Annotated in this window: 13 protein-coding genes; 8 read left to right on the top strand and 5 right to left on the bottom strand. The window is 76.9% G+C overall.

The features are described from left to right. Positions 1–37: 37 nt before the first annotated feature. Positions 38–997 (top strand): helix-turn-helix transcriptional regulator, encoded by a 960-nt coding sequence (locus HLV61_RS21145; RefSeq protein ID WP_369259048.1) that lies wholly within the window; start codon positions 38–40, stop codon positions 995–997. A 28-nt stretch (positions 998–1,025) separates the two neighbouring features. Here HLV61_RS21145 and HLV61_RS21140 read toward each other — a convergent pair whose 3' ends face one another. Beyond that, positions 1,026–3,707 (bottom strand): DUF6777 domain-containing protein, encoded by a 2,682-nt coding sequence (locus HLV61_RS21140; RefSeq protein ID WP_369259046.1) that lies wholly within the window; start codon positions 3,705–3,707, stop codon positions 1,026–1,028. Between the two features lie 36 nt (positions 3,708–3,743). On the opposite strand from HLV61_RS21140, the gene HLV61_RS21135 reads away from it, so the two are divergent. Next, positions 3,744–4,550: an SDR family oxidoreductase gene (locus HLV61_RS21135; protein ID WP_369259044.1), complete on the top strand. Its 807-nt coding sequence runs from the start codon at positions 3,744–3,746 to the stop codon at positions 4,548–4,550. On the opposite strand, the gene HLV61_RS21130 is transcribed toward HLV61_RS21135, so the two are convergent. The 3 genes from HLV61_RS21130 to HLV61_RS21120 all read right to left on the bottom strand — a co-directional run bounded on the left by HLV61_RS21130 (position 4,547) and on the right by HLV61_RS21120 (position 8,063). Then, positions 4,547–5,941, bottom strand: a complete 1,395-nt coding sequence (locus HLV61_RS21130; RefSeq protein WP_369259042.1) for an NAD(P)/FAD-dependent oxidoreductase — start codon at positions 5,939–5,941, stop codon at positions 4,547–4,549. The genes HLV61_RS21135 and HLV61_RS21130 overlap by 4 nt on opposite strands. A gap of 149 nt (positions 5,942–6,090) precedes the next feature. Continuing rightward, positions 6,091–7,038 carry a GGDEF domain-containing protein gene (locus tag HLV61_RS21125; RefSeq protein ID WP_369259040.1) on the bottom strand — a complete coding sequence of 316 codons (948 nt, stop codon included), beginning with the start codon at positions 7,036–7,038 and terminating at the stop codon, positions 6,091–6,093. 83 nt (positions 7,039–7,121) lie between these two features. Next, complete coding sequence (locus HLV61_RS21120; RefSeq protein WP_369259038.1) at positions 7,122–8,063, bottom strand: S1C family serine protease; 942 nt, start codon at positions 8,061–8,063, stop codon at positions 7,122–7,124. A 220-nt stretch (positions 8,064–8,283) separates the two neighbouring features. Here HLV61_RS21120 and HLV61_RS21115 point away from each other — a divergent pair, with 220 nt between their 5' ends. After that, positions 8,284–9,420: a carboxylate-amine ligase gene (locus HLV61_RS21115; RefSeq protein ID WP_369259036.1), complete on the top strand. Its 1,137-nt coding sequence runs from the start codon at positions 8,284–8,286 to the stop codon at positions 9,418–9,420. After that, positions 9,417–10,124 carry an alpha/beta hydrolase gene (locus tag HLV61_RS21110; RefSeq protein ID WP_369259034.1) on the top strand — a complete coding sequence of 236 codons (708 nt, stop codon included), beginning with the start codon at positions 9,417–9,419 and terminating at the stop codon, positions 10,122–10,124. The genes HLV61_RS21115 and HLV61_RS21110 overlap by 4 nt, the downstream gene beginning before the upstream one ends. A gap of 21 nt (positions 10,125–10,145) precedes the next feature. Here the strand turns inward: HLV61_RS21110 and HLV61_RS21105 are convergent, their stop codons facing one another. Next, entirely contained in the window at positions 10,146–11,591 is a 1,446-nt protein-coding gene (locus tag HLV61_RS21105; protein WP_369259032.1) for an NAD(P)/FAD-dependent oxidoreductase, read from the bottom strand. Between the two features lie 129 nt (positions 11,592–11,720). Here HLV61_RS21105 and HLV61_RS21100 point away from each other — a divergent pair, with 129 nt between their 5' ends. The 4 genes from HLV61_RS21100 (at position 11,721) to HLV61_RS21085 (ending at position 16,591) form a co-directional block, all read left to right on the top strand. Next, positions 11,721–12,410: an alpha/beta fold hydrolase gene (locus HLV61_RS21100; RefSeq protein ID WP_369259030.1), complete on the top strand. Its 690-nt coding sequence runs from the start codon at positions 11,721–11,723 to the stop codon at positions 12,408–12,410. Positions 12,411–12,414: 4 nt separating this feature from the next. Then, positions 12,415–13,581 (top strand): ROK family protein, encoded by a 1,167-nt coding sequence (locus HLV61_RS21095; RefSeq protein WP_369259028.1) that lies wholly within the window; start codon positions 12,415–12,417, stop codon positions 13,579–13,581. 251 nt (positions 13,582–13,832) lie between these two features. Continuing rightward, on the top strand, positions 13,833–15,419 hold the full coding sequence (locus HLV61_RS21090) for a sugar ABC transporter ATP-binding protein (RefSeq protein WP_369259026.1): 1,587 nt from the start codon (positions 13,833–13,835) through the stop codon (positions 15,417–15,419). Then, the gene (locus HLV61_RS21085) at positions 15,416–16,591 is read left to right on the top strand and encodes an ABC transporter permease (protein ID WP_369259024.1); all 1,176 of its coding nucleotides are present in this window, start codon (positions 15,416–15,418) and stop codon (positions 16,589–16,591) included. Before HLV61_RS21090 ends, HLV61_RS21085 begins: the two co-directional genes overlap by 4 nt. The last annotated feature ends 1 nt before the right edge of the window (position 16,592 follow it).

The following is a 16,592-nucleotide window of genomic DNA, read 5'->3' as shown; positions in this document are numbered from 1 at the left end:
GTCAGATCGTGACCGCTGTGTCGGGCAGGATGGGCGGATGAGCGACCCCGGGGCCCGCACGCTGCGTCTGCTGTCGCTCCTGCAGGCGCGCCGCTACTGGTCCGGCGCCGACCTCGCCGGCCGGCTCGGGGTCTCGGTGCGCACGCTGCGGCGCGACGTCGACCGGCTGCGCGAGCTCGGCTACCCCGTGGCGGCCTCCCGCGGCGTCGACGGCGGCTACGCCCTCGCACCGGGAGCTGCGCTGCCGCCGCTGGTCCTCGACGACGACGAGGCGGTGGCGCTCGCCCTCGGACTGCAGGCCGCCGCGGGCTCGGCGGTGGCGGGCATGGCCGAGACCTCGGTGCGGGCGCTGGCGAAGGTCGTGCACGTGATGCCCGCGCGGCTGCGGCGGCGGGTCGAGGCGCTGCGCAGCGCGACGGTCTCCGGGTGGGGCCCGGCACCGACCGCGGCCGCCGTCGACCCCGCCGTCCTGACCACCGTCGCGCTGGCCTGCCGCGACGCCGAGCGGACCGTCTTCGGCTACACCCCGCCCGGTCGGGAGCGCACCGAGCGGACCGTGGAGCCGCACCGGCTGGTGTCGCTGGGCCGCCGCTGGTACCTCGTCGGCTGGGACCTCGACCGCGGCGACTGGCGGGTGTTCCGCCTCGACCGGCTCGACGCGCCGCGCGGCACCGGCGCCGTCTTCGCTCCGCGCCGGTTCCCCGCGGCGGACGCCGCGGCCTACGTGCGCGAGCGCGTGGGCGGACCGTGGGGGCGGCTCGTGGTGGAGGCGGTGGTGGCCGCGCCCGCGACGCGGGTGCGCGACCGGATCGGGCCGTGGGCCACGGTCACCGACGCTCCCGCCGGCTGCCGGGTGCAGATCGAGGCCGACGACCTCGACTGGGCGGCGGCGGCCCTGGGCCTGACCGGTGCGCCCTTCACCGTGCTCGGCCCGCCGGAGCTCAAGGACCACCTGCGCGACCTCGCCGCCCGGTACGCGGCCGCCGGGGCACCCTGAGCGCCCGGCACCCCGGCGGGGACGCGCGTCACGGGACGGCCGTCTCCTCGGGGAGGACCGGGTCGACGGGTGCGACGTCGGGGAGCTCGGGGGCCGGGGGTTCCGAGACGGGCACCTCCTCGACCGGGACCGGGGCCTCCTCGACCGGGACCGGGGCCTCCTCGACCGGAGCCGGGGCCTCCTCGACCGGAGCCGGGGCCTCCTCGACCGGAGCCGGGGCCTCCTCGACCGGGGCCGGGGCCTCCTCGACCGGAGCCGGGGCCTCCTCGACCGGAACCGGAGCCTCGTCGGCCGGGGCCTCGTCGGCCGGAGCCGGCGCCTCCTGAGGGGGTGCCTCCTCCGCCGGAGCCCCGCCGCCGGGCGGATCGCCGGTGGTGCCGCCGTCCGGCTCGTCCGGCTGCTCCGGGACGCCCGGGTCCGGCGGGTTCCCGCCCGCGGAGCCGTCGGGGGAGTCGCCCGTCCCGGCCCCCGGGTCGGGCCCCGTCGTCGCACCGGACTCCTCGCCGGTGCCACCGGGCGGGCTCCCGCCGCCGGTCGGCGGCGCGCCGGCACCGGCCGGCCCGTCCGCCGGAGCAGGTCCCGGAGCGGCCGGTCCGCTCCCGCCGGGGTCCGCGGCCGGCGGGTCGGCGGACGGGGTGCCGCTGCCCGACGAGGACGTCCCCTGCTCCGTCCCGAACGCGCGGGCCTGCGCCGTCGGCACCGGGTCGGCCGGCCGGTCGGCGTTCCCGGTCGTGCCCAGGGGCCGTGCCTCGACGACGCCGGTCGCCTCGTCGACGACGACGAGGGCGGACACGGGCGCCGGGCTGCTCTCCACCACGACGACCGTGGCCTGCGTGAAGCCCGGCCACGGGTCGCCCAGGTACTCGGGCGAAGGGCGGGACGCGGGCGCGTCGAGCGGGTTGCCGCACGTGCAGCGGACCTGCGGGACTCCCGAGTCGTCGACCAGCACCGCGGTCCCGGCCTGCAGCACGGACTGGAAGGGGACCGCCCGGCCCTCGGCGTAGCCGTGGTTGGTGACGGCCGTGTCGAAGCGCAGCACGACGGGGGTCAGTGACGCGAGGTGGTCGCCGATCGCGTCCGGCGGGACGTCCTGCGCGCCGGCCCACGCCGCGGCCCGGTCGGGGTGCCCGGTCAGGAACGCGGTCATCGCCGCGACGTCGCACACCTCCTCGCCGGCGTCGCCGTACAGGCCGGGCTGGTCGCCGGACACCGCGCTGCCGGCCGCCGCGGCCGGGGTGGCCGGGTCCGTGCCCGGCGGGGGCGTGCCGGGCACGGCGGTGCTCGGCGCGGCGGTGCCCGGCGCGGCGGTGCCCGGCGCGGGACCCGTGCCCTCGGGAGGACCGGCGGTCCCGGGCGGAGGGTCGGCCGTCCCCGGCGGGAGCTGTCCGGGCATCGGGACGAAGGGGTCCTCGCCGGGGGCGTCGACGGGCTCCAGGGCGACCGGGGTCCTCGCCGTCGCGTCGGAGGCGTCGGAGGCCAGCTGCGTCGCGGCCACCCCGCCCGCGGTGGCCAGGGCGAGCCCGCCGGCCACCAGGGCCGCCACCAGTCCCCGGCGGCGCCCCGACCGCGACCCCGGCGCCGGAGGGCGGTGCCGTCCGGCGTGGGACGCCGCGTGGGACGCCGGGTGGGAGGCCGCGTGGGAGGCCGGGTGGGATGCCCCATGAGCCGCCCCGACTGCCGGCACGACCGCCCGGGACCGTCCGGCCCCGTCGGCCGGCGGTGCCGGGAGCGCCGATCGGAGCGGCACGGTGTCCGGTGCGGGGACGAGCGCCGCGCGGGCGGCCCGCGCCAGCTCCCCGGCGCTCCCGTAGCGGTGGTCGGGGTCCTCGGCCGTGCCCCGTGCCACCACCGCGCCCAGCCCCGGCGGCACGGAGCCGCCCGCAGCGACCGGCCCGGGAGCGCCCAGGGGCGGTCGCCCGGTGAGCACCTCGTGCAGGAGGCAGGCCAGCGCGTGGACGTCGACCCGGGAGTCGGCGGGCCGGCCGGAGAGGTGCTCGGGGGCGAGGTCCTCGGGGGCGAGGTCCTCGGGGGCGAGGTCCTCGGGGGCGAGGTCCTCGGGGGCGGCGTGCCCGGCCCCGTCGCCGGCTCCCGCGAGACCGAAGCCGGTCAGGTGGCAGTCCGGGCGGGTGGTGTGCCCGGACAGCAGCACGTCGGACGGCGTGAGGTCGCCGTGCACGAGACCGGCGGCGTGCACCGCGTCGAGCGCGGCCGCGACCTGGGTCACGACGTCGACGGCCCGGTCCGCCGGCAGCGGCCCCTCGGCGGCGAGCACAGCGGACAGGGCCCGCCCGTCGACCAGCTGGGTGTCCACGTAGAGCCGGCCGTCGATCTCGCCGGACCCGTGGACGGCGACGACGTGCGGCTCGTCGACCAGCGCGGCCCGCTCACAGTCACCGAGGAAGCGGGTCCGGAACACCGCGTCGCCGGTGAGCGCGGGCAGCAGGATGCGCAGCGCGACGGTCCGGTGGCGGGAGGTGTCCCAGGCGCGGTGGACCTCACCCGTGCGTCCGCGGCCCAGCAGCTCGTCGAGCTCGTAGGGGCCGAAGGTCTGGAGGGCCAGGAGCGCCTCCCGGTGGAGCAGGAGCCGGCACGTCGTCGTGTCGGTGCTCCCGAGTGTCGCGCCGATGCGACGGGAGGGGACGGCGACGTGACGACGCGCGGGACCGCACGCCGGTCGGTCGCGACCGGATCGCGCACGGTGAGCACCCACCCGGCGCGGACCGGTGCCGGACCCCAGCATGGGGGCATGACGGAGTCGGCCGGCCGCGTCGCGGTCGTCACGGGGTCGGAGTCGGGCATCGGGCGCGCGGTGGCCGTGGCGCTCGCCGCTCAGGGGTGCGACGTCGGGATCACCTGGTACCGCGACGAGGCGCACGCCCAGGGCACCGCGGACGAGGTGCGGGCGGCGGGGCGGCGCGCGGAGGTGCGGCACGTCGACCTCACGCAGCTGCCGCGGGCCGCCGACGTCGTCGACGACCTGGCCGAGGCGCTCGGTGGGATCGACGTCCTGGTCAACGACGCCGGCACCGGGCACTCGACGCTGCTCCTCGACACCGATTACCAGACCTGGCGCGAGGTGATGGCCACCGACCTCGACGCGGCGTTCCTGTGCCTGCAGCGCGCCGCCCGCCGGATGGTCGCGGCCGGGCGCGGCGGGCGGATCGTCAACGTCACCAGCGTCCACGAGCACCAGCCGCGGGTCGGCGCGGCCGCCTACTGCGCGGCCAAGGGCGGGCTCGGCCTGCTCACCCGGGTGGCGGCGATCGAGCTGGCCGAGCACGGCATCACCGTCAACGCCGTCGCGCCGGGGGAGATCGCCACGCCGATGACCGGCCAGGAGGACGAGGACCCGACCGCGCCCGGCCACGAGCGGCCCGGCGTCCCGGTCGGGCGGCCCGGCAGCGCGCACGAGGTGGCCGCCGTCGTCGCCTTCCTGGCCTCCCCGGAGGCGTCCTACGTGACCGGCTCCTCCTACGCCGTCGACGGCGGCATGCTGCAGATGGGCCCGATGGCCGGCTCGCACATGACCGGCGACGACTGGCGCCGGCCCTAGCCGAGCAGCTCCAGCAGGCGGGCGCGGTCGGGACCGGGGAGCGGGGACGGCGGGCGCGGGTCGGCCGCGGCCATCCGCTCCCGCACCGCGGGCCGGGCGAGCAGCTCGGCCAGCGGCGCCATGCACTGCCGGTACTCGAGCATCGCCCGGAAGAGGTCGGCGTCCTGCATCGCGGCGCCGAGGAAGGCCCCGAGGGGCGGCGGCGGGGGTGGTTCGGGCCGGCCCTCCCGGGCGGCGGCCATCGCGGCCAGGCGTGCCTCGTCCTCGACCCGCTGCTCCGAGACGAAGGGCCCGGCGGTGCGCTCGGTCTCCTCGTCCCAGGCCACCGCCAGCTCGGCCGGCCGGTCGAGGTGGTCGGCGACCACGCGGCGCAGCAGCGCGGCGTGCAGGAACCCCACCGACAGCCCGCGGCCGGCCGAGGGGTTGGAGCAGGCCCAGGCGTCGCCGACGGTCAGCAGACCGGTGACCACCGGACGGCCGTCGACGACGAGGCGCCGGGAGCTGTCCAGCCCGCCGGCCATCGCCATCACCCCGTCCGCCGGCCGCCCGTCGAGCCAGTGCGCCTGCAGCGGGCAGGCCCCGACGACGCGGTCGAAGACCTCGGGGGAGCGCAGCGCCTTGAGCGGCGCGTCGCCGCTCTGCCCGAAGACGGTCACCGACCAGCTGTCGTGGTCGCCGTCGAGCGTGATCAGGGAGATGCTGCCCAGCGGGGCGAGCGGCGGGCCCGACGGAGCCGGTCGCCGGGGCCCGGTGAGGTGGCGCGTGTAGTAGACGAACCCCGAGTCCTGCGCGCGGACGGCCGGTGGGCGGGCGCCGAGGGCGGCCAGCCAGCGCGCCGAGGGGGTGCGCCGGCCGGTGGCGTCGACGACGAGGTCGGTCCGGACCTCCTCGCCCGCCGTCGTCCGGACGCCGGCCGCGTGGGGGACCCCCGCCAGCGCCGGCGGGCCGGGGAGCAGCCCCTGCACCCGGACGCCGCGGCGCACGGTGACCCCCGGCGTGTCCTCGGCCGCGGTGGCCACGGCCGCCTCGACCACCGGCCGCCGTCCGGTGACGCCGCGCAGCCGCCCGTCGCCCGGCCGCGGTGCGCGGTCGGTCAGCGAGGGCGGCATGGAGGTCAGCCGGTCCACCTCCACGCACCCGGCGTCCACGAGCCGCGCCGTCAGCCCGGGCAGTTCCTCGTCGGCGACGGTGCGGAAGCGGGGGAAGAAGGTGTGCGGCTGCCGGAACTGGGCGACGCCGGTCCGGCGCCAGCCGTCCCAGGCTTGCTCCGGGGTGGCCGGGACGCCGTCGGGATCGGCCTCGAGGACGGTCACCTCGTGCCCGTCGCGCGCCAGCATCATCGCCGCGCCGAGCCCCACCACGCCGCCGCCGCACACCACCACCGAGGCCACGTCCGTCTCCCCGCGCCCGAGCCCGGCCCCCGTGCTCCGCCGGAGCCTCCTCGCGACCGGTGCGGACCGGGCCGGTCGGGGCGCGCGCGTCCGCGGGCGGTGGCGCGTCGGCACGCAGCGGCGGGCGGGCGTGACCGTGCGGCCGCGGGTCAGTCGACCGACGTCCGGCGTCCGGAGCGGCGGGCCGACTTCTCCCGGTAGAGGGCGACGTCGGCACGGACGAGCGCCGCGGCGAGGTCCTCGCCGGGGCGGACGGTGGCCGTCCCCGCCGACCACGGGGCGCTCGAGGCGGCGCGCAGGCGCTGCAGCAGTTCGGCGCAGCGCGCGCTGTCGGTGTCGGGCAGGCAGAGGACGAACTCGTCGCCGCCGAGCCGGCCCAACAGGTCCGAGCGGCGCAGCTCGGCCCCCCACTGGGCGGCGAGCGAGCGCAGCAGTGCGTCGCCGGCGGAGTGGCCGGCGGTGTCGTTGACCGCCTTGAAGCCGTCGAGGTCGAGCACCGCCACGGTCAGCGGCTCCCCGGTGCGCTCGGCGTGCGCGAGCAGGCGCGCCGACTCGGCCTCCCAGGCACGCCGGTTGGCCACGCCGGTCAGCGGGTCGGTGCCGGCCGCGAGGCGCAGCGCCCCGGACTGCCGGATCTGCGCCTCGGTCAGGACGGCCGTGGTGCCGACCGCGGCCAGCCACGAGGAGACGAAACCGCCGGGCTCGGCCGCGACTGCTCCCAGGGTGACGACGGCGACCGCGCCGGCGACCTGCAGCCGGGCCGGAACCGGCGGCATCACGTGGCCCGCGAGCACCCCGAGCGCCACCAGCACCGGGCCGAGACCGACGACGCCGACCGCGGTCACCGAGCGCCACGCCAGCACGGCGGTGAGCAGGGACAGCAGCGCGAGCGCGGCGTGGACCACGCCCATCGGCGCCCGGTCGCGCAGGTGCCACAGGGCCGCGGACCCGATCCCGCCGACCGCCGCGAGCGCGCTGAGCAGCACGACCGGCGTGCGGGACGCCATCGGCCAGAGCGCGCCGGCCGCGCACATGACGGCGGCACAGCCGTACAGCAGCGCGAGCAGGCTCAGCCCGCTCCTGCGGTCCCCGTGCACCGGTCCCCCCTCCGTCGCGGACTCATCGTCTCCCGAGACGGGGGTCTGGAGCGCGGCGGCGGGCGTCCCCCTCGGAGGAGGGGTCAGCCGGTGAGCTCGGTGGGCACCGCGATCACGTCGACCATCGCCCCGAGCCGGTACACCGTCACGGGCAGCGGGCGGCCGATCGCCTCCGTGAACAGCAGCCGCTGCAGGCTCTGCGCGTCGGCCACGGGCGCCCGGCCGGCCTCGAGCACCAGGTCGCCGGCGCGCAGCCCGGCCCGGTCGGCAGGCGACCCCGCGACGACGTCGACCACGCGCAGCCCCCGGCGCCGGCCGGTGCGCTCGGCCAGCGGCGCCGGCAGCGGTGCGGGGCTGCTGACCAGGCCGAGGTAGGCGCGGCGCACCCGCCCGTCGGCCACCAGCGCGTCGACGATGCGGCGGGTGGTGGCGTTGACCGGCACGGCCAGCCCCAGGCCCCACCCGGCGACCGCGGTGTTGATGCCGACCACCCGGCTGGCGGAGTCGGCGAGCGCGCCGCCGGAGTTGCCGGGGTTGAGCGCGGCGTCGGTCTGGATGACGTCCTCGACCACCCGGGCGGTGCGCCCGTCGCGGGTGGGCAACGAGCGGCCCAGACCGCTGACCACGCCGGCGGTCACCGACCCGGCCAGGCCGAGCGGGTTGCCCACGGCGACGACGAGCTGGCCCACGCGCAGCTGCGCGGCGTCGCCGAGCACCGCGGGCTCGGGTGCCTCGCCGGTGGCGCGGACGACGGCGAGGTCGGACAGCGGATCGGTGCCGACCACCTCGACGGGTGCCTCGCTGCCGTCGGCGAACACCGCGCGGCCGGCCCGTGCCCGCCCGACGACGTGCGCGTTGGTCAGCATCAGCCCGTCGCCGGGGACGACGACCGCGGAGCCGGCACCGGAGCGGCCGTCGGGGCCGGTCACCTGCAGTGCGGCGACGTGCGGGGTGAGGTCGGCGGCCACCGCGGTGACCACCCGGCTGTAGGCGTCCAGGGCGGCGTCGGTGTCCGGTCGGGTCACGGCGCACCTCCTCGAGTGGTCACCGCGGCGATCCGCGAGTGATTACACCGTTGCACCGCCCAGTGGACGCCTCCGCGGCCGTCGCTGCCACCCCCTCCGTTACGCCCTCGGCGATCGCGCCGGCGAGGTCTCCCGCCGGGTGCTGGTCAGCAGGTGCGGGGGAGGACCGGCGCCCGTAGCGTCGGCCTGCCCGGCGACGGGACGGGCACCGAGGAGGGGTGTGCTCATCGACGGCCTGCAGACGGAGGGCGCCGTGGTCGGGCGCACCCTCGGCGTCGAGGAGGAGTTCCACCTCGTCGACCCGGACACCATGGAGATGACCCCGGGCCCGCGCGCCTCCTCCGCCGCGCTCGCCGGCGACGCGGGCGAGCGGGTGCACCCGGAGATCGCCACCACCCAGCTGGAGATCGCCACCGGGATCTGCACGTCGCTCGAGCAGGTGCGCGCCGAGCTGGTGGCCGCCCGCGGCGAGGCGGCCGCCGCGGCCGAGCGGGACGGGCTCCTGCTGCTGCCGGCCTCCACGCACCCGTGGAACTCGTGGCACACCATGCCGGTCACCCCGGGCGAGCGCTACGAGGCGATGGTCGACCGCTGGGCGGGCCTCGCGCGGCAGCAGGACATCTGCGGCTGCCACGTGCACGTCGGCGTGCCCGACCTCGACACGGCCGTCGCCGTCCTCGACCGCACCCGGCCCTACATCCCGGTGTTGCTGGCGATGACCTGCAGCTCGCCGTTCCACGACGGCGTCGACACCGGGTACGAGTCCTGGCGCACCCTCTGGTGGACCCGCTTCCCCCACGCCGGCGCACCCGAGCCGCTCGGCGACGCCGACGGCTACCGCCGGGTCCTCGCCGGGCTGGTCGCCTCCGGCGTGGTGGCCGACGGCTCACACCTCTACTGGGACGTCCGCCCCTCGGCCCGGCTGCCCACCATCGAGTTCCGGCTGGCCGACGTCTGCACCACCCTCGACGACACCGTCCTGCACGCCGCGCTCGTCCGCTCCCTGGTGCGGGTGCTGGCCGCCCGCGCGCAGCGCGGCGACCCGGTGCCGGAGCTGCGGCCGGAGCTGCTGCGCGCGGCGCGCTGGCGGGCGGCCCGCTCCGGGCTCGGCGGTCCGCTGTTCGACCCGCTGCGCGGCGAGCTGGTCGACCCCCGGGAGGCGGTGGGCGCCCTGCTGGCCGAGCTGGAGGAGGACCTCACCGGGGCGGGGGAGTGGGACGAGGTGACCGCCCGGGTGCAGGACCTGCTCGGCAGGGGCACGTCGGCGGCGCGGCAGCGGAGCACCTGGCTGCGCACGGGCGACCGCCGCGCCGTCGCCGAGTGGGTCGTGCGCGAGGGGGCGGGCGGACGGCCGTGAGCGACGGCCGGGACACCCCGGGGCCGGGCCGCGTGCGCTCCGCGGGCGCCGGCCGCCTGGGTGCCCGGCCGGGTCCGCGGCCCGCCGGCCCGCCGCTGCCGCCGGGGACGACGACGCTGGACCTGGGCGGACCCGAGGCGCTGGTCGCGGTGCCCGGCGACGCGCCCGGCCCGCGGCCGCTGCTGGTCTTCTGCCACGGCGCGGGCGGCACGGCGCACCAGTCGCTGGCCGCGGTGGGCGACGTCGCCCTGGCCCGCGGGGTCGCCGTGCTCGCGACCTCGTCGGCCGGCGCCACCTGGGACCTGCTGACCGGTGGGCTGGGCCGCGACGTCGCCGTCCTCGACGCCGCGCTCGAGCGGGTGGCCGCCGGCATGGCGGTCTCGCGCGTCGCCCTGGGCGGCTTCTCCGACGGCGCCTCGTACGCGCTGTCGCTCGGGCTCGCCAACGGCGACCTGTTCGAGGCGCTGCTGGCCTTCTCGCCCGGCTTCACCGCCCCGCCCGGGCGGACCGGCCGGCCGCGCGTCTGGATCGCCCACGGCGCCGCCGACTGCGTGCTGCCGGTGGACCGCTGCGGCCGCCGGGTCACCCGGGACCTGGCCGCGGCCGGCTACGACGTCGTCTACGACGAGTTCGACGGCGGCCACGTGGTGACCCCCGGTCTGGTCACCGCTGCCCTCGCCACGTGGCTCGGCCCGCCCGGCTGAGGCCGGACGGGCCGAGGTGGTTCAGGCGGTGCGGCGGCCGACGAAGTCGTGCTGCTGCTCGGGGTTGACCTCGTCCGGGTGGTCGGCGTGGTCCTTGGGCCCGCCGGTCTTCGACGCCTCGAAGCCGGGGCCGAGCTTCTCCAGGGCGAGGCGGCCGTAGACCTGCTGCTGGGTGGCCACCCGCTGGGAGCGGCCGCGGCCGAGGAAGCTGACCATCCAGTGCAGCACCGTGGTGACCCGGCTCTTGAAGCCGATGATGTAGAAGAGGTGCACCACCAGCCAGATCACCCAGGCGATGAAGCCCTCGAACTTCATCCCCTTGATGTCGGCCACCGCGGAGAACCGCGAGATGGTGGCCATGTTGCCCTTGTCGCGGTAGCGGAAGGCGCCCTTGGCGGCCTTGCCGGCCAGCCGCCGCTCGATCTGGTCGGCGGCGTAGCGCCCGCCCTGGATGGCCACCTGGGCGACGCCGGGGTACTTGTCGGGGTGGTTGGCCATGTCGCCGACGACGTGGATCTCGGGGTGCCCGGGCAGCGTGAGGTCCGGCTGCACCGAGATGCGCCCGGCCCGGTCGACCTCGGCGCCGGTCGCCTCGCCCAGCAGCCGGCCCAGCGGGGACGCCTGCACACCGGCGGCCCAGACCTTGGTGGCCGCGGGGATGCGGCGCTCCTGGCCGTCGGAGTCCTTGACCGTCAGGCCGTCGGGGTCCAGGTCGGTGACCAGGGCGCCGAGCTGGACCTCCACGCCCATCTCGTTGAGGTGGCGACGGGCCTTCTCGCCCAGCTTCGGGCCGAACGGCGGCAGCACCTGCGACGCACCGTCGAGCAGGATGATCCGGGCCCGCTCCGGGTCGATGCTGCGGAAGTCGCGGCGCAGCGTGCGGTGCGCCAGCTCGGCGATCTGCCCGGCCATCTCCACACCGGTGGGACCGGCGCCGACGACGACGAAGGTCATCAGCCGGTCGACCTCGGCGGGGTCGGTGGCCAGCTCGGCGAGCTCGAAGGCGCCGAAGATGCGCCCGCGCAGCTCCAGGGCGTCGTCGATGCTCTTCATGCCGGGGGCGAACTCGGCGAAGCGGTCGTTGCCGAAGTAGGACTGCCCGGCACCGGCGGCGACGATCAGCTCGTCGTAGGGGTGCAGCGTGGTGCGGCCCAGCACCGTCGAGGTGACGACGCGCGCCTCCACGTCGACGTCGACGACCTCACCGAGCACCACCCGGGCGTTCTTCTGGTGCCGCAGCACCTCGCGGGTGGCCGGGGCGATCTCGCCCTCGGACAGGATGCCGGTGGCCACCTGGTAGAGCAGGGGCTGGAACAGGTGGTGGCCCGTCTTGCCGACGACGGTGATGTCCACGTCGGCGCGGCGCAGCGCCTTGGCGGCGAACAGGCCACCGAAGCCGGAGCCGACGATCACCACCCGCGGCCGGCCGGTCGGGGAGCTGGCGGTGGGCGCAGGTGATGTCGTCATGATGACTGATCCTCTCCCGTCGGGGGCTCCACTGTCGCCCGGCGAGCCGGTCGGGGACGTGAGACCCGTCACGGCCGCCGTCCGCCGGTGGGCTCGCGGTGTCCGTTCCTGCCAGGTACAACCGGACCGGTGCCCGTCGTCATCCCCCGGCTCGTGCTGGTCCCGGGCCTGGGACTGGACGCGCGCTCGTCCAGGCGGCTGCGCCGGCGGGTGGCCGCCGACGTCGTGCTCCTACCCGGGATGGGGCGGTCTGCACCTGTGCCGTCCCTCGACGAGCTCGCCGCCCGTCTGCGCGCCCGGCTCGGGCCCGGCCCCGTCGTGCTGGCCGGCCACTCGCAGGGCTGCCAGGTGGTGGCCGCGGCCGCCGTCGACCCGCGGGTGGCGGGCGTCGTCCTGCTCGGCCCGTCGACCGACCCGCGGCTGCGGGCGCCGGTCCGGCTGGCCGGGTGGTGGCTGCGGACGGCGGTGCACGAGCCCTGGTGGCAGCTGCCCCTGATCCTGGTCCAGTGGCTGACCACCGGCCCGCGGGCGATGCGGGCGCTGTGGCGGGTCGCCGCCCCCGACCGCATCGACGCCAGGCTGCGCGCCGTCGGTGTGCCGGTGACCGTCGTCCGCGGCACCCGGGACCGGCTCTGCCGGGCCGACTGGGCCGCCGCGGTGGCGGCCGCGGCGCCGGTCGGCGCGGTGGTCGAGGTGCCCGGCGCGGCGCACATGACGGTGCAGACGCACCCGGACGCCGTCGCGGCGGTGCTGCGGGCCGCCGTCGACGCCGTGGCGGTCGCGGAGGAGGAAGGACGCGCCTCCGGCGTGTCACCATGACCGCATGGCCTCCACCTCCGCCTCGGCCGGCGCGCTGCTGCACCACGTGCGCACCGGTCGCGCGCGGAGCCGGGCCGAGCTGGTGGCGCTGACCGGGGCCTCGCGCAACACCGTCAGCGCTCGCGTGGACGAGCTCATCTCCGCGGGCCTGCTGCAGGAGGGCGGCCGCGGCGGCAGCACCGGCGGGCGGCCGCCGACCCTGCTGCGGTTCAACAGCGGTGCCGGCTGCGTGCTCGCCGTCGACCTCGGCGTCACCAGTGCCGACGTCGCGGTCACCGACCTGTCGGCGCAGATCCTCGCCACCGTCGGGCACCCGATCGACATCGCCGACGGCCCCGACGTGGTGCTCGCCGAGGTCGACCGGCTGGCGCAGAAGGCGCTGGCCGAGGCCGGGCTGACCCCGGCCGACGTCTGCGCGGTGGGGGTGGGCGTGCCCGGGCCGGTGGAGTTCTCGACCGGCCGGCCGTCGCACCCGCCGATCATGCCGGGCTGGCACGACCACCCCATCCCGAGCGCCTTCGGCCGCTACGGCTGCCCGGTCTTCGTCGACAACGACGTCAACGTCATGGCCCTCGGCGAGATGGGCGTCGGCGGGTCGGCGCAGGACGTGCTGGTGGTCAAGGTCGGCACCGGCATCGGCTGCGGGGTGATCGTCGACGGCGAGGTGTACCGGGGCGCGCAGGGCAGCGCCGGGGACATCGGTCACATCCACGTGCCGACGCCGGACGGCCGCACCGTGCTGTGCCGCTGCGGCAACGAGAACTGCCTCGAGGCGCTGGCCGGCGGCGGCGCACTGCTGCGCGACGCCCTCGAGGCGGGGCTCCCGGTGTCGAGCACCCGGCAGGTCATCGAGCTGGCCGCGCAGGGCGACGGCCCGGCATTGGAGCTGGTCCGGCGGGCGGGCCGCATGATCGGCACGGTGCTGGCCGCGCTGGTCAACTTCTTCAACCCGCACCGCATCGTGATGACCGGGGGCGTCGCCCAGGCCGGCGCGCCGCTGCTGGCCGGCATCCGCGAGGCGGTCTACGGCCGCTCGATGCCGCTGGCCGCCCGGGCGCTGGAGATCAGCGTCAGCGACGCCCCGGACCTCTCCGGCCGGATGGGCGCGGCGCTCATGGCCATCGAGGGCTACCTCGACGAGGACTCCGTCCACCAGGCCCTCGCCCGCTGACCCCCCGCGCGAGCGCCGGTCACGCCGAGGAGGCCCCGGAGGGGGTCCTCCGAGGCGCCGGGCCGCGGTGCGGTCCGCAGGCCTGCGGCAGAGAGGGCCATTCCCGCCGCCGACGGTGGTGGACGTACACCCGCTCAGGTATCGGTTCGGTGACGCCGCTCACGCCTGCTTGACCCGCCTGTGACTCCGTTCATATGGTCGCGCCTGCACAGACTAATGGTCAACGTTGAGCAGAAGTCCGAGGTGAGGCCATGCGACCGGCAGATCCGCCGCTGCTGGAGATGCACGGCATCGTCAAGACGTTCCCGGGTGTCCGGGCGCTCGGCGGTGTCGACCTCGACGTACGCCCGGGGGAGGTGCACTGCCTCCTCGGCCAGAACGGCGCCGGCAAGTCGACCCTGATCAAGGTCCTCGCCGGCGCGCACCAGCCCGACGAGGGCACCATCACCTGGCGCGGCGAGCAGGTCCGGCTCTCCGACCCGCAGGCAGCGCTGTCGCTGGGCATCGCGACGATCTACCAGGAGCTCGACCTCGTCTCCGGCCTGACCGTGGCCGACAACGTCTTCCTCGGCCGGGAGCAGTCCCGCTTCGGGCTCACCTTCCCCGGCGAGATCAACCGGCGGGCCGCCGCGCTGCTGACCCGGCTCGGCCACCCCGAGATCCGGCCGGGTGCGGAGCTGGGCTCCCTGTCGGCGGCCTCGCAGCAGATGGTCAGCATCGCGCGGGCGCTGTCCCAGGACGCACGGCTGATCATCATGGACGAGCCGTCCGCCGTCCTCGACAACGAGGAGGTCCAGCGCCTCTTCACCGTCATCCGCGACCTCACCGCCGAGGGCGTCGCGATCGTCTACATCTCCCACCGGCTCGAGGAGATCCGCGAGATCGGCGACCGCATCACCGTCCTCAAGGACGGCCGGACGGTCGCCACCGGGCTCCCGGCGCGCGAGACGCCGACCCGCGAGGTCATCACGCTGATGACCGGCCGGGACATCGAGTACGTCTTCCCCGAGCGCCGCCAGCCGGTGTCCGGCGACCCGCAGCCGCTGCTCGAGGTCGAGGACCTCGGGCTGTACGGCACCTTCTCCGGGGTGTCCTTCACGGTCCGGCCCGGGGAGATCGTCGGCCTGGCCGGGCTCGTGGGCTCGGGGCGCTCGGAGATCCTGGAGACCGTCTACGGCGCGCGCCGGGCCACCTCGGGCCGGGTCCGCGTCGCCGGCCGCAAGCTGCGGGCGGGCGACGTCGGCGCCGCGGTCGCGGCCGGGGTGGGCCTCGCGCCGGAGGAGCGCAAGAGCCAGGCGCTGCTGCTCGGCGAGTCCGTGGCGCGCAACATCACGATCTCCAGCCTGGCCCGCTTCTCCCGGGGCGGGCTGCTGTCCGGTGCCGCCGAGCGGGCCGCCGCGCGCGAGCAGGTCCGCTCCCTCGACGTGCGTCCCACCGACGAGACCCGCGAGGTGCGCACCCTCTCCGGCGGCAACCAGCAGAAGGTCGTCCTGGCCCGCTGGCTGTTGCGCGACTGCAAGGTGCTGCTGCTCGACGAGCCCACCCGCGGCGTCGACGTCGGCGCCCGCTCGGAGATCTACGCGCTGGTGCGCGACCTCGCCGACCGCGGTGTCGCCGTCGTCGTCGTCTCCAGCGAGATCCCCGAGGTGCTGGGGCTGGCCGACCGCGTCCTCGTGATCGCGGAGGGGCGGGTGCTGGCCGAGCAGCCGGCCGACGCGCTCGACGAGCACCGGGTGCTCGACCTCGTGATGCAGGGGACGACCACGCACGGCCAGGGCCCGGTACTGCACGACACGACACACCTCGAGAAGGCGCAGCACGAAGGGACCGTGGCATGAGCAGCACGAGTGGCGGGAGCACCACCCTGACGGCGGGGACGGACAAGTCCGACGCCGGTCGCCAGGGGGGCGCCGGCGGCAGCTTCATGGCCGGGCCGGTGGGCCGCAACCTGGGCCTCGTCGTCGCGCTCGTGATCCTCTGCGTCGTCGGCGTCATCACCGCCGGTGACCGGTTCGCCGACGTCGACAACGTCCTGACCATCCTGCGGCTGGCCTCGGTCATCGGCGTGGTCAGCGTCGGCATGACCTTCGTGATCATCGGCGGCGGCATCGACCTGTCGGTCGGCGCGCTGGCCGCGCTGGCGTCGGTGTGGGCCACCACCCTGGCCACCCAGCAGCTGGCCGAGGACATCCACTGGATCGTCATGGTGTTCACCGCGCTGGCGGTGGGCGCGGTGGCCGGCCTGGTCAACGGCGTGGTCATCGCCTACGGCAAGCTCGCCGCCTTCATCGCGACGCTGGCCATGCTCGCCGCCGCCCGCGGCCTGGCCGAGATCATCGCCAACCGTCGCACCCAGATCGTCCAGGACAGCGACTTCCTCGCCTTCTTCGCCGGCGACGTCCTCGGCATCCCGACGCTCGTGCTGATCTTCGCGCTGGTCGCCGTCGCCGGGTGGGTGCTGCTCAACCGCACCACCTTCGGCCGGCGCACCTTCGCCGTCGGCGGCAACGCCGAGGCCGCCCGACTGGCCGGCATCCGGGTGCAGCGGCACACGGTCAAGCTCTACGTGCTCTCCGGCATCACCTGCGGCATCGCGGCCGTGATGATCATGGCGCGGACGACGACCGGCAGCTCCACCCACGGCACGCTCTGGGAGCTCGACGCCATCGCCGCGGTGGTCATCGGCGGCACGCTGCTCATCGGCGGGCGCGGGACGATCGTCGGCACCGTCCTCGGCGTCGTCATCTTCACGACGCTGGGCAACGTCTTCACGCTCAACAACCTGTCGAGCTCGGCCCAGGCCGTCGCCCGCGGCGTGATCATCATCCTCGCCGTCATGCTCCAGCAGCGCCTGGCCACCGGCGGCTTCAGCTTCCGCCGGCCCTCGGCCGGGGGCTCGTCCGGCGGCCCGTCGCTGAGCGGCTCACCCTCCGGCGCGGTGTCCGGCGGGACCACCGCCGAGGGCGGCCCGGGCGGCGCCCGCCCGACGGCGACCGGCAAGACCCTCTGAC

The organism is Geodermatophilus amargosae, assembly GCF_041028265.1.
Lineage (GTDB): Bacteria > Actinomycetota > Actinomycetes > Mycobacteriales > Geodermatophilaceae > Geodermatophilus > Geodermatophilus amargosae_A.
This window is presented reverse-complemented; position numbering and strand designations above follow the sequence as displayed.

Coding starts and splice junctions, on each gene's coding strand:
- HLV61_RS21090 (WP_369259026.1), top strand. CDS start 13,833: ATGCGACCGGCAGATCCGCCGCTGCTGGAGATGCACGGCATCGTCAAG.
- HLV61_RS21085 (WP_369259024.1), top strand. CDS start 15,416: ATGAGCAGCACGAGTGGCGGGAGCACCACCCTGACGGCGGGGACGGAC.
- HLV61_RS21145 (WP_369259048.1), top strand. CDS start 38: ATGAGCGACCCCGGGGCCCGCACGCTGCGTCTGCTGTCGCTCCTGCAG.
- HLV61_RS21105 (WP_369259032.1), bottom strand. CDS start 11,591: ATGACGACATCACCTGCGCCCACCGCCAGCTCCCCGACCGGCCGGCCG.
- HLV61_RS21095 (WP_369259028.1), top strand. CDS start 12,415: ATGGCCTCCACCTCCGCCTCGGCCGGCGCGCTGCTGCACCACGTGCGC.
- HLV61_RS21135 (WP_369259044.1), top strand. CDS start 3,744: ATGACGGAGTCGGCCGGCCGCGTCGCGGTCGTCACGGGGTCGGAGTCG.